This window comes from Bacillus cereus group sp. N8 (assembly GCF_016483685.1).
In the GTDB taxonomy this organism is placed as follows: domain Bacteria; phylum Bacillota; class Bacilli; order Bacillales; family Bacillaceae_G; genus Bacillus_A; species Bacillus_A proteolyticus.
On record NZ_JAEHBK010000001.1, the window covers coordinates 196,826 to 210,224 of the forward strand.

Here is a 13,399-nt window from a genome sequence, read left to right on the forward strand (position 1 = left end):
GAGGTTTTCTTTTTAGAAAGGTAGGAGTTATATTTGGTACAAGCTGCATATATTCATATTCCATTTTGTCAGCATATTTGTCACTATTGTGATTTTAATAAAGTGTTTATTGAACGCCAACCGGTAGATCAATATTTAGAGTATTTAGAGAAAGAAATAATAAACACGGTTCAAAAAGTACCGTTTGATAGTATGAAAACGATTTTTGTTGGTGGAGGAACGCCGACAGCATTAAATATGGAACAGACAAAAAAACTACTCGATATCATTAACCGCCGTTTGCGTCCGTTTGCGCCGAATTGTGAATTAACGTTTGAAGCGAATCCAGGCGACTTACCGAAAGAGAAGTTAAACTTATTGTTAGAAGGTGGAGTAAACCGGATTAGTTTTGGTGTACAAACGTTTCGTGATGAATTGCTTGAGAAGATTGGGCGTAAGCATACGAGGGAAGATGCCTTTTTAGCAATTAGAGAAGCGCAGGAAGTGGGCTTTAAAAATATAAATATAGATATTATCTATGCTTTGCCGGGACAGACGATAGAAGATGTAAAAGAAACATTAGATATTGCCTTCACGCTTGGGGTACAACATTTCTCAGCATATTCATTAATTGTGGAACCGAAGACTGTATTTTATAACTTAATGAATAAAGGGAAGTTGAGACTTCCGGGTGAAGACCATGAAGCGAAAATGTATGAAATGGTAATGGATGAAATGGAGAAACATGGTTATAGTCAGTATGAAATTAGCAACTTCTCAAAAGGTGATAATGAAAGTAGACATAACCTCACATACTGGAATAATGAAGAGTATTATGGATTTGGAGCTGGCGCGCATAGTTATGTAAATGGGGAACGTATTCAAAATGTAGGGCCGCTCAAGCAATATTTCACGAAAATTGATGAAACAGGCTTTCCTTATTTAGATGTTCATGAAGTGACTGAGAAAGAAAAAATGGAAGAAGAGTTGTTTTTAGGACTTCGAAAAACAAAAGGTGTTTCCAAGGTAGAGTTCCAAAAGAAATTCAATATGGAGATGGATCAAGTTTTCGCGAAGCAGTTACAAAGCAATCAAGAACAAGGATTGCTTGAAGAGAGAGATGGATATGTGCGTTTAACGCGAAAAGGAAAATTATTGGGGAATGAAGTGTTCCAGTCATTTTTGATTGACTAATTAAATGTTCCATAAACGTGAAAAAGTTTCATTATTTCGTGACGTTTCCGTTGACAATTGAATGTCAATTTTGGTAAGTTATTAATAGATTTAGCACTCGAAGACAAAGAGTGCTAACAGAGGTGATGATGAGATGCTTACGGAACGTCAGCTCTTAATTTTACAAACAATTATTGATGACTTTATTGGATCAGCACAGCCCGTTGGGTCTAGAACTTTGGCTAAAAAAGAGGAAATTACATTTAGTTCAGCTACTATTCGAAATGAAATGGCGGACTTAGAAGAATTAGGTTTTATTGAAAAAACGCACAGTTCTTCTGGACGTGTTCCTTCTGAGAAAGGATACCGATTTTATGTAGACCATCTTTTAGCCCCGCAAAACTTACCGAACGCTGAGATTGTACAAATTAAAGATTTGTTTGCTGAAAGAATTTTTGAAGCAGAAAAGGTTGCACAGCAATCTGCTCAAATTTTATCAGAGCTTACGAACTATACGGCCATTGTTCTTGGGCCTAAGTTAAGCACAAATAAACTTAAAAACGTACAAATTGTACCGCTTGATCGTCAAACAGCAGTCGCTATTATTGTAACGGATACAGGGCATGTACAAAGTAAAACGATTACCGTTCCGGAATCTGTTGATTTATCAGATTTAGAAAAAATGGTTAATATTTTAAATGAAAAGCTATCGGGTGTACCTATGTCGGAACTTCATAATAAGATCTTTAAAGAGATTGTTACGGTCTTGCGTGGGTATGTTCATAATTACGATAGTGCAATAAAAATGTTAGATGGTACATTTCAAGTTCCTTTATCGGAAAAGATATACTTTGGAGGAAAAGCAAATATGCTTTCGCAACCAGAGTTCCATGACATTCAAAAAGTAAGGTCCTTGCTGACGATGATTGATAACGAAGCTGAGTTTTATGATATTTTGCGTCATAAACAAGTTGGTATTCAAGTGAAAATTGGTAGGGAAAATTCTTCAATAGCTATGGAAGATTGTAGTTTGATTTCTGCAACATATTCGATTGGAGAAGAGCAACTAGGAACAATTGCGATTTTAGGTCCGACGAGAATGCAATACTCTCGTGTAATTAGTTTGTTGCAGTTATTTACAAGACAATTTACAGACGGACTTAAAAAGTAAATGAGAGTAATACATTCGCTCAAGTGATGAGATTCTCATTGCTGTGTGTAATATATAATGCTTAGGTAATCATGCTATACATGATACCTAATACCTTTTAAGGAGGTGAAAATTGTGGAAGAGCGTAACGAACAAGTGGTAGAAGAAGTGAAAGAAGCGCAAGTTGAAGAAGCTGTCACGCCAGAAAACAGTGAAAAAGCTGTAGAAGAAAAAAGTGAGGCTGCTCTTTTACAAGAAAAAGTAGATGAGTTACAAGCGAAACTAACGGAAACGGAAGGTCGCACATTACGTCTACAAGCTGATTTTGAAAATCATAAGCGCCGTGTCCAAATGGATAAACAGGCTGCTGAAAAATATAGAGCACAAAGTTTAGTTTCAGATATTTTGCCAGCTCTTGATAATTTTGAAAGAGCGATGCAAGTGGAAACAACTGATGAGCAAACGAAATCCTTGTTACAAGGTATGGAAATGGTGCATCGTCAATTGCTAGAAGCGTTGACTAAAGAAGGTGTTGAAGTGATTGAATCTGTTGGTAAACAGTTTGATCCTAATGAGCACCAAGCTATTATGCAAGTGGAAGACAGTGAATTTGAATCAAACGCGGTTGTGGAGGAATTCCAAAAAGGTTATAAACTAAAAGACCGTGTGATTCGCCCATCAATGGTAAAAGTAAATCAATAATTTACATAAAAATAGGAGGAATCGCCATGAGTAAAATTATCGGTATTGACTTAGGTACAACAAACTCTTGTGTAGCTGTTATGGAAGGTGGAGAACCAAAGGTTATCCCAAATCCAGAAGGAAACCGTACAACACCTTCTGTTGTAGCTTTCAAAAATGAAGAGCGTCAAGTTGGGGAAGTTGCAAAGCGTCAAGCAATTACAAACCCAAATACAATCATGTCTGTTAAACGTCACATGGGTACAGACTACAAAGTAGAAGTTGAAGGTAAAGATTATACACCTCAAGAAATTTCTGCAATCATTTTACAAAACCTAAAAGCTTCTGCTGAAGCATACTTAGGTGAAACAGTAACGAAAGCTGTTATTACAGTACCTGCATACTTCAACGATGCAGAGCGCCAAGCAACGAAAGATGCTGGTCGTATCGCTGGTTTAGAAGTTGAGCGTATTATTAACGAACCAACAGCAGCAGCACTTGCTTACGGTCTAGAAAAACAAGATGAAGAGCAAAAAATCTTAGTATATGATTTAGGTGGCGGTACATTTGACGTATCTATCCTTGAGTTAGCAGACGGAACATTCGAAGTTATTTCAACTGCTGGTGATAACCGTCTTGGTGGAGATGACTTTGACCAAGTTGTTATTGATCACTTAGTAGCTGAGTTCAAAAAAGAAAACAACATTGACTTAAGCCAAGATAAAATGGCACTTCAACGTTTGAAAGATGCAGCTGAAAAAGCGAAAAAAGATCTTTCAGGTGTAACACAAACACAAATTTCATTACCATTCATTAGTGCTGGAGCTGCTGGTCCATTACACTTAGAATTAACATTAACAAGAGCGAAATTCGAAGAGCTTTCAGCAGGTCTTGTTGAAAGAACGTTAGAGCCAACTCGTCGTGCATTAAAAGACGCTGGTTTTGCTCCAAGCGAATTAGATAAAGTTATCCTTGTTGGTGGATCTACTCGTATCCCAGCTGTACAAGAAGCAATTAAACGTGAAACTGGTAAAGAACCATATAAAGGTGTAAACCCTGATGAAGTTGTAGCATTAGGTGCTGCAGTTCAAGGTGGCGTACTTACTGGTGATGTAGAAGGCGTACTATTATTAGACGTAACTCCACTTTCTTTAGGTATTGAAACTATGGGTGGCGTGTTCACGAAATTAATCGAGCGTAACACTACAATTCCAACAAGTAAGTCACAAGTATTCTCAACAGCTGCTGATAACCAACCAGCAGTAGACATTCACGTATTACAAGGTGAGCGTCCAATGTCAGCTGACAACAAAACATTAGGTCGTTTCCAATTAACAGACCTTCCACCCGCACCACGTGGTATTCCACAAATCGAAGTAACATTCGATATTGATGCGAACGGTATCGTTAACGTACGTGCAAAAGACTTAGGAACAAGCAAAGAGCAAGCTATTACAATCCAATCTTCTTCAGGTCTTTCTGATGAAGAAGTAGATCGTATGGTACAAGAAGCGGAAGCAAATGCTGACGCTGACCAAAAACGTAAGGAAGAAGTTGAACTTCGTAACGAAGCTGACCAACTTGTATTCCAAACGGATAAAGTTGTAAAAGATTTAGAAGGTAAAGTGGATGCGGCTGAAGTTGCAAAAGCAACAGAAGCGAAAGAAGCATTACAAGCTGCGATTGAGAAGAACGAGCTTGAGGAAATCCGTGCGAAAAAAGACGCTTTACAAGAAATCGTACAACAATTAACTGTTAAATTATACGAGCAAGCTCAAGCTGCTGCAGGGCAAGCGGAAGGTGCACAAGGAGCACAAGATGCTGGCGCGAAGAAAGACAATGTAGTAGACGCTGAGTTTGAAGAAGTAAAAGAAGATAAGTAATATAAATAAGTAAGATGACAAAAAGTCAAAGTCAAGCGTGCCTTGGCTTTGGCTTTTTTCATGAATGAGAAGAAATGTGTGAGGATCTTAAGTTTTTTATTTTGCATACTGTAAGTGAGGAAACTTTGTTGCAAAGCACTTTCTTTCGGTGTTAAAATTACGTTTATGTGAAAGATTCGGGGGTTGCAAATTTATGAGTAAACGAGATTATTATGAAGTCCTTGGCCTTAGCAAAGGTGCTTCTAAAGATGAAATAAAAAAAGCGTATCGTCGTTTGGCTAAAAAATACCATCCAGACGTAAGTAAAGAAGAAAATGCAATTGAAAAGTTTAAAGAAGTACAAGAAGCATACGAAGTATTAAGCGATGATCAAAAGCGTGCGCAGTACGATCAATTTGGTCATGCTGGTGCAAATCAAGGGTTTGGCGGCGCAGGAGACTTCGGTGGTGGCTTCGGCTTTGAAGATATCTTTAGTTCATTCTTTGGCGGCGGTGGCAGACGTCGTGATCCGAATGCTCCGCGCCAAGGTGCTGACTTGCAATACCAAGTTACTTTAGAGTTTGAAGAAGCTATTTTTGGTAAAGAGTTAAATGTTGAGATTCCAGTAGAAGATCCATGTGATACTTGTAAAGGTAGCGGAGCAAAACCAGGAACTTCAAAAGAAACATGTAAACATTGTTCAGGATCAGGGCAAGTAAGTGTAGAACAAAATACACCATTTGGTCGTATTGTTAACCGTCAAGCTTGTGGTCATTGTTCAGGAACTGGTCAAATGATTAAAGAGAAATGTACGACATGTCACGGTTCTGGTAAAGTTCGTAAACGTAAAAAGATTAATGTTAAAATTCCAGCGGGTATCGATAATGGTCAACAAATTCGTGTATCTGGAAAAGGTGAAGCAGGCGTAAATGGTGGACCGGCAGGAGATTTATATGTTGTTGTTCATGTAAGAAACCATGAATTCTTTGAGCGCGAAGGAGATCACATTATTTGCGAAATGCCATTAACATTTGCGCAAATGGCACTTGGTGCGGAAGTAGAAGTTCCTACTGTTCATGGCAAAGTGAAGCTAAAAATTCCAGCAGGAACACAAACAGGAACAGAATTCCGCTTAAAAGGAAAAGGTGCTCCGAACGTACGTGGATATGGTCAAGGAGATCAATACGTAGTCGTTCGTGTTGTTGTGCCGACGAAATTAACTTCACACCAAAAAGATTTATTGCGTGAATTTGCAGGGCAAGAAGAGCAAGATGATAGTTTGTTTGGAAAGCTTAAACGTGCTTTCAAAGGGGAATAATGGAAATAAAAAATGGAGTTGGTAAATTGTGAAATGGTCAGAAATTAGTATTCATACAACAGAAGAAGCAGTAGAAGCTGTCTCTCATATTTTACATGAAGCTGGTGCTAGTGGAGTTGCGATTGAGGACCCAGCGGAATTGACGAAAGAGCGCGAGCAACAATATGGTGAAATTTATGCATTGAATCCAGATGAATACCCGGCAGAGGGTGTATTAATTAAAGCGTATTTCCCGCAAACGGATTCTTTACAGGAAACAATTGCAGGTGTAAAATCATCTATTGATGTGCTTCCATCTTATGACATCGAAATCGGTACTGGAAATATTACCATTAACGAAGTCGATGAAGAAGATTGGGCTACTGCTTGGAAAAAATATTACCATCCAGTACAAATTTCTGATACATTCACAATCGTACCGACGTGGGAAGAATATACACCATCTTCTCCAGATGAAAAAATCATTGAATTAGATCCGGGTATGGCATTTGGGACAGGAACTCACCCAACAACAACGATGTGTATTCGTGCATTAGAAAAAACAGTTCAGCAAGGTGATACTGTTATTGATGTAGGAACAGGTTCTGGTGTACTTAGTATTGCAGCGGCAAAATTAGGTGCGTCTTCAGTTCAAGCATATGATTTAGATCCAGTTGCAGTTGAAAGTGCAGAAATGAATGTACGTTTAAATAAAACTGATAACATCGTCAATGTTGGACAAAATAGCCTTTTAGAAGGTATCGAAGGTCCTGTTGATTTAATTGTAGCTAATTTATTAGCAGAAATTATTCTTTTATTCCCTGAAGACGCAGCAAGAGTTGTGAAGTCAGGCGGATTATTTATTACATCGGGCATTATTGCCGCGAAAGAAAAAGTGATTTCTGAGGCGTTAGAAACAGCTGGATTTACAATTGAAGAAGTGTTACGAATTGAAGACTGGGTGGCAATTATTGCACGAAATGCGTAATATAGATTTTAGTCTATAATGAAAAAGGGGAGTCTCTCACTATAAGGTGAGGGGCTTGCCGTTTGTTATATGAAAAAATGATAACGTTTCGTTCTTTTCGTAAGTTTTGACTTACGAAAGGAACGAAACTCTACTAAGGTGATTATATGCAACGTTATTTTGTAGAAGAGAAATATGTAAATGAGACAAATATTCGCATTGTAGGTGACGATGTACATCATATCGTGAGAGTGATGCGTATGTCAGCTGGTGATCACATTTATTGCTGTATAAACGGAAAAACAGCAGTATGTTCAATTGATGAAATTACCAGTGAATTTGTTAATACAGCTATTGTAGAATGGGTAGAGGCGTCAAGTGAACTTCCTGTTTTCGTGACGATTGCAAGTGGACTGCCAAAAGGAGACAAGCTAGAGTTGATTTTTCAAAAAGGAACTGAGCTTGGGGCAGCCGCATTTTTACCATTCCAAGCATCCCGCTCGATTGTAAAATGGGATGCAAAAAAAGCTGATAAAAAAGTTGAGCGTTTGAAAAAAATTGTGAAAGAAGCTGCGGAACAATCGCATAGAAGCGAAATTCCAGAAGTGCATACTCCGGCATCGTTTAAGCAATTGCTTTCAATGAGTAATGAATATGATGTATGTCTTGTTGCGTACGAAGAGGAAGCAAAACAAGGTGAGAAATCTAATTTTGCAAAAGCTTTAGCGACAATGACACCAGGTCAAAAGCTATTAATTGTTTTTGGCCCAGAAGGCGGTTTAGCAGAGGAAGAGATTGCTGCGCTTTGTGAACATAAATTTGTACCATGTAGTTTAGGACCAAGAATTTTAAGAACAGAAACGGCTCCGCTTTATGCGTTAAGTGCCGCTTCTTATCATTTTGAATTGATGGGGTGATAATCAATGGCAACTGTTGCGTTCCACACGTTAGGTTGTAAAGTAAACCACTATGAAACAGAAGCGATTTGGCAATTGTTTAAACAAGGTGGTTATGAAAGAACTGAATATGAAAAGAAATCTGATGTATATGTTATTAACACATGTACAGTAACGAATACAGGAGATAAAAAAAGCCGTCAAGTCATTAGACGTGCTGTGCGTCAAAATCCAGATGCGGTTATTTGTGTAACTGGATGTTATGCGCAAACATCTCCAGCTGAAATTATGGCGATCCCCGGTGTAGATATTGTTGTTGGTACACAGGATCGTGAAAAGATGTTAGGATACATCGAAGAATTCCGTAAAGAGCGTCAACCAATTAATGCTGTCCGAAACATTATGAAAACGCGTGTATACGAAGAACTTGATGTACCTTATTTCACGGATCGTACACGTGCATCTTTAAAAATACAAGAGGGTTGCAATAACTTCTGTACATTCTGTATTATTCCTTGGGCACGTGGTTTAATGCGTTCTCGTGATGGGAAAGAAGTTATTAAACAAGCGCAGCAATTAGTAGATGCAGGCTATAAAGAAATCGTATTAACAGGTATTCATACAGGTGGATACGGTGAAGATATTAAAGATTATAACTTAGCTGGATTACTTCGTGATATGGAAGCGGAAGTAGGCGGATTAAAACGTCTTCGTATTTCTTCTATTGAAGCGAGTCAAATTTCAGATGAAGTAATTGAAGTGTTAGATAAATCTGAAGTAGTTGTACGCCACTTGCATATTCCATTGCAGTCAGGATCTAATACTGTACTAAAACGTATGCGCCGTAAGTATACGATGGAATTTTTCCAAGAGCGTTTAGATCGTTTGAAAGAAGCGTTACCAGGTCTTGCGATTACATCAGACGTAATTGTTGGATTCCCAGGTGAAACAGAAGAAGAATTTATGGAAACATACAATTTCATTAAAGAGAATCGTTTCTCTGAATTACACGTGTTCCCTTATTCAAAACGTACAGGTACACCAGCGGCGCGTATGGAAGATCAAGTTCCTGAAGATGTGAAGAATGATCGTGTTCATCGTCTAATTGAGTTGTCTAACCAATTGGCGAAAGAGTATGCTTCTGCGTTCGAAGGTGAAGTGCTTGAAATTATTCCGGAAGAGCAATTTAAAGAGGGTGACCGTGAAGGGTTATATGTAGGTTATACAGATAACTACTTAAAAATTGTATTTGAAGGATCTGAAGAATTAATCGGTAAGTTAGTAAAAGTGAAAATTACAAAAGCTGGCTATCCATATAACGAAGCGCAGTTTGTTCGTGTTCTTGAAGATGATATAAAAAAAGAGTCAGCAAGCGCATAATAAAGTGAAACTATAATTAGTGGGAGTTTTACTACCCACAAATAGCGGGATAAAAAGCATGCAACCGGAAATGGTTTGCATGCTTTTTTCTTTCGTGGAGAATTTAAGTATTGAAATGGATGTAATGGAGTACCCGTTAAATAAGTGGTTATTTAGCAAATTTTGTATGGGAAAGTTTTCGTGATAAAAATATATTTGTTTTGAGGTGGGAGCGATAACGGCTGTTTACATAGATTTTTGGAAAAGGAAGAGCATCTATTCTTCTTTTATTCTGCCAAATAGTTGACCTGAAGTGATAAAATGTATTATAATCGTAAAAGACATGCTGAAGAAGTGTTTCTTTTTGCATGCTGAAGTTAGTATGTAAGTGTGATGTTTCGGAGGGAGGGAAAGAGAATGTCAAAAACAGTCGTTCGTAAAAACGAGTCTTTGGAGGATGCACTTCGCCGTTTTAAAAGATCGGTTTCTAAAACTGGTACACTTGCTGAAGCAAGAAAGCGCGAGTTTTATGAAAAGCCAAGTGTAAAACGTAAGAAGAAATCTGAAGCGGCAAGAAAGCGTAAGTTCTAAGAGAGGGTGTAAGTGATGAGTCTTCTCGGTCGTTTAAACGATGATATGAAACAAGCGATGAAGAATAAACAAAAAGAAAAATTAACCGTTATTCGTATGGTTAAGGCTGCTTTACAAAATGAAGGTATTAAACTGCAACATACTCTTACTGAAGAAGAGGAATTAACAGTTTTAGCTCGTGAAGTAAAACAGTATAAGGACTCCCTCCTTGAATTTAAAAAAGCTGGTCGTGAAGACCTTGTTGATAAACTGCAAAGTGAAATTCAGATTTTAAGCGCATATTTGCCGGAGCAATTAACAGAAGAAGAACTAGCGGATATAATTAAGCAAGTTATTTCTGAAGTTGGTGCTACATCTAAAGCGGATATGGGTAAGGTGATGACTGCTGTTATGCCGAAAGTAAAAGGTAAAACAGACGGATCACTTGTGAATAAGCTGGTTATCCAGCTATTAGCATAAAAAAGCGTCTCATTTCGTATGAGACGTTTTTTTATGCTTTTTTCAGTTTGGACGTGATATTACAAGCTCTTTTTTCATACATATGGGATGAGAGGGGGTCTTTTGAGATGAAAAAATTAGAACAAATGAAGAATTGGTTAACGAAGCAAATAGACCTGCCAGTGGATGTGCTAATGGATCTACCTCGGATTACGCTTGTTGGGCAAGTGCATATCTATATAGAAAATCATCGAGGCTTATTAGTATTTTCAGATAAAGAAGTAAGGTTGTTATTAAAACAAGGTCAACTATTAATTAAGGGGCAATCCTTTGTTATTAAAACAATCCTCCCGGAAGAACTTTTGCTTGAAGGGATTATCGAACAAGTGATGTTTTTAGAAAATGAAAAGAAAGAGGAGTGAGGGAAACTTCCGTTTGTGAAGTTTTTCTTCTTTATTTTAGTGATCTGACCTTAATATTCACTTTATCCCTCATTCACTGCCCGTAAAAGCTCGATGGGTGTGCGTTAATAATCAGTGGGTATGGACAAAACCTCCACCTATTAAACTTTCATCTTATGCATATGCCCGATTAGTGAGGAGAAAAACCTCACCGATTAAAGTTTCGATTAGTACGAGCTATTTGATGCTTAAAGTGAAAAGTGTTGTATCTACTTTTAGAAAGGTAGTGAAGGTAGTCGATGAAAAATAAATGGTTTATAAAATGGCTTGGGTATGTAAAAGTGCGAATTGAAGGTAGAGGAGCAGAACGCTTCGTTAACGAATGTGTACGTAGGAAATTATTAGTTTGGGATGTAAAGAAAATAGCGGATGAAACGTTAGTTTTTTGCATGTTATTACGAGATGTGAAAAAGGTAAAACCAATTTATAGAAAGAATGAATGTAAATTATATTTTATTGGACGTTACGGTTTTCCATTTTGGAATAAGCGTTTAATTAAGAATAGTGGATTTTTAATTGGGTTTTTAATATTTTTTTTCGGAATGATTGCATTATCAAATATGGTTTGGAAAATTGAAATTACAGGAGCGAAACCTGAAACGGAATATATATTGATGAAAGAATTGGACAAAATGGGTATTAAAAAGGGGAAATTACAGTTTCAAATGCCTAGTGTAGAAGATGTTCAGCGGCATTTAACGGACAATATTAATGCAATTACTTGGGCAGGATTGGAAATAAGAGGAACAACATATCATTTTAAAATTGTTGAAAAAAACGAGCCGAAAAAAGAAAAGGAACAAAGGCCGCAAAATTTAGTTGCGAAAAAAGAAGCAACTATTACGAAAACGTTTGTGGAGGTAGGAAAACCGGTCGTTATGAAAAATGACCATGTAGAAAAGGGACAGCTTCTCGTATCAGGGATGTATGGTAATGAGGAGAATCCGACAGTTGTTTCGGCTAAAGGTATTGTATACGGGGAAACTTGGTACAAATCTGAGGTTGATGTTCCGTTAAAGACACAATTTCAAGTGTATACTGGTAATTCTTATAATGAATATTTTCTGAAATTTGGTAGTGTTAAAATAAAAATATGGGGATTTCAACATGATAAGTATAAGCACTCTCGTACTGAAAGTGTAAAACATGATGTGAAATTATTTGGCTTCACATTACCGATTGCATACAAAAAAGGTATTGTACGAGAAGAAGAAGAAGCAAACCGAGAATATACTGAAAAACAAGCAATGAAAGTAGCAAAAGAGATGGCTGAAAAAGAACTAAAGAAAAAATTGGATGAACATGCTATGATTGTAAGTGATAAGGTTTTGAGTAAAGAGATTGAGGCGGATCACTTAAAGGTCACGTTACATTACACAGTGATTGAAAATATTGCAGAGCCGCAACCAATATCTGAATCCGATATTCAAGGAGACTGAGTGATGGCAGAACAATTAGTAGAAATGAACCAACAATTGGAAAGTCCTAACGAGGCAATCGCTCTATTTGGGGTAAATGATGCTCATTTAAAAGTAATTGAACGAGAACTTAGTGTATCGATTATAACTAGAGGAGAGTCTGTTCGTGTATCTGGGGCAGATGAAGCTGTAGTGCTCGTAGAAAAAATCTTACAACAGCTACTTGTTGTTATCCGTAAAGGTGTATCAATTTCGGAAAGAGATGTTACGTATGCAATTCAGCTTGGGAAACAAGGGAAAATTGCTCAATTCGAAGAGTTATATGAAGAGGAAATTTTTAAAACAGCAAAAGGTAAATCCATTCGTGTGAAAACGATGGGACAAAGAAGATATATTCATGCAATGAAAAAGAATGATGTTGTATTTGGGATAGGACCTGCTGGGACAGGGAAGACATACTTAGCTGTAGTAATGGCTGTGAGAGCTTTAAAGCAAGGGTATGTAAAGAAAATTATTCTAACAAGACCTGCTGTAGAGGCTGGAGAGAGTTTAGGCTTTTTACCAGGTGATTTGAAAGAAAAAGTAGATCCGTATTTACGCCCATTGTATGATGCGTTGCACGATATTCTTGGGCAAGAATACACACAGCGTATGATGGAACGTGGTGTAATTGAAATTGCACCTCTTGCTTATATGAGAGGACGTACTCTTGATGATTCATTTGTTATATTAGATGAGGCGCAGAATACAACTGGTGCTCAAATAAAAATGTTTTTAACACGATTAGGTTTTAGTTCTAAAATGGTTATTACGGGAGACCCCTCACAGGTAGATTTGCCAAAAGGGGTAAAATCAGGTCTTTCTATTGCTGCTAATATTTTATCTGGTGTATCAGGTCTTTCGTTCATAACACTGGAACAAACAGACGTTGTGAGACACCCATTAGTGCAACGTATTATTGAGGCATATGATAAAATGGAATGATCCTATTTGTCAGGGTCATTTCTTTTTGTATGATAAGGTTGGCGAATGGCATATTTTTTACTATCATTAAAGACGAGGGAAATGAACTATAGGTGATAGTGGATAAAAATGTTGTCCAAAAATTATCGTTGCCTAGAAGAAAT

General features: G+C 37.4%; 13 protein-coding genes. All 13 read left to right on the top strand.

Going from position 1 to position 13,399, the window contains the following annotated elements:
- Positions 1–33: 33 nt before the first annotated feature.
- On the top strand, positions 34–1,173 hold the full coding sequence (gene hemW / locus JDS80_RS01015; protein ID WP_071771687.1) for a radical SAM family heme chaperone HemW: 1,140 nt from the start codon (positions 34–36) through the stop codon (positions 1,171–1,173).
- 133 nt (positions 1,174–1,306) lie between these two features.
- Positions 1,307–2,323, top strand: coding sequence for a heat-inducible transcriptional repressor HrcA (hrcA, locus tag JDS80_RS01020; RefSeq protein WP_071747377.1), 1,017 nt, complete (start codon positions 1,307–1,309; stop codon positions 2,321–2,323).
- Between the two features lie 114 nt (positions 2,324–2,437).
- A complete protein-coding gene (gene grpE / locus JDS80_RS01025) occupies positions 2,438–3,004 on the top strand; it encodes a nucleotide exchange factor GrpE (protein ID WP_071747376.1) in 567 nt (188 codons plus the stop codon).
- Positions 3,005–3,030: 26 nt separating this feature from the next.
- Positions 3,031–4,866 (top strand): chaperone protein DnaK, encoded by a 1,836-nt coding sequence (gene dnaK / locus JDS80_RS01030; RefSeq protein ID WP_071747375.1) that lies wholly within the window; start codon positions 3,031–3,033, stop codon positions 4,864–4,866.
- Between the two features lie 193 nt (positions 4,867–5,059).
- On the top strand, positions 5,060–6,163 hold the full coding sequence (dnaJ, locus tag JDS80_RS01035; RefSeq protein ID WP_071747374.1) for a chaperone protein DnaJ: 1,104 nt from the start codon (positions 5,060–5,062) through the stop codon (positions 6,161–6,163).
- A gap of 28 nt (positions 6,164–6,191) precedes the next feature.
- A complete protein-coding gene (prmA, locus tag JDS80_RS01040) occupies positions 6,192–7,130 on the top strand; it encodes a 50S ribosomal protein L11 methyltransferase (RefSeq protein ID WP_071771686.1) in 939 nt (312 codons plus the stop codon).
- 146 nt (positions 7,131–7,276) lie between these two features.
- Positions 7,277–8,026 (top strand): 16S rRNA (uracil(1498)-N(3))-methyltransferase, encoded by a 750-nt coding sequence (locus JDS80_RS01045; RefSeq protein WP_199636821.1) that lies wholly within the window; start codon positions 7,277–7,279, stop codon positions 8,024–8,026.
- Between the two features lie 6 nt (positions 8,027–8,032).
- The gene (mtaB, locus tag JDS80_RS01050; RefSeq protein WP_071747371.1) at positions 8,033–9,385 is read left to right on the top strand and encodes a tRNA (N(6)-L-threonylcarbamoyladenosine(37)-C(2))-methylthiotransferase MtaB; all 1,353 of its coding nucleotides are present in this window, start codon (positions 8,033–8,035) and stop codon (positions 9,383–9,385) included.
- A gap of 396 nt (positions 9,386–9,781) precedes the next feature.
- A complete protein-coding gene (gene rpsU / locus JDS80_RS01055; protein WP_000048061.1) occupies positions 9,782–9,955 on the top strand; it encodes a 30S ribosomal protein S21 in 174 nt (57 codons plus the stop codon).
- Positions 9,956–9,970: 15 nt separating this feature from the next.
- On the top strand, positions 9,971–10,414 hold the full coding sequence (locus JDS80_RS01060; RefSeq protein ID WP_000054578.1) for a GatB/YqeY domain-containing protein: 444 nt from the start codon (positions 9,971–9,973) through the stop codon (positions 10,412–10,414).
- Positions 10,415–10,521: 107 nt separating this feature from the next.
- Complete coding sequence (gene yqfC, locus JDS80_RS01065; RefSeq protein ID WP_000732268.1) at positions 10,522–10,815, top strand: sporulation protein YqfC; 294 nt, start codon at positions 10,522–10,524, stop codon at positions 10,813–10,815.
- Positions 10,816–11,093: 278 nt separating this feature from the next.
- Positions 11,094–12,293 (top strand): sporulation protein YqfD, encoded by a 1,200-nt coding sequence (yqfD, locus tag JDS80_RS01070; protein ID WP_199636822.1) that lies wholly within the window; start codon positions 11,094–11,096, stop codon positions 12,291–12,293.
- A gap of 3 nt (positions 12,294–12,296) precedes the next feature.
- Positions 12,297–13,256: a PhoH family protein gene (locus tag JDS80_RS01075; protein WP_071771680.1), complete on the top strand. Its 960-nt coding sequence runs from the start codon at positions 12,297–12,299 to the stop codon at positions 13,254–13,256.
- Positions 13,257–13,399 lie beyond the last annotated feature (143 nt).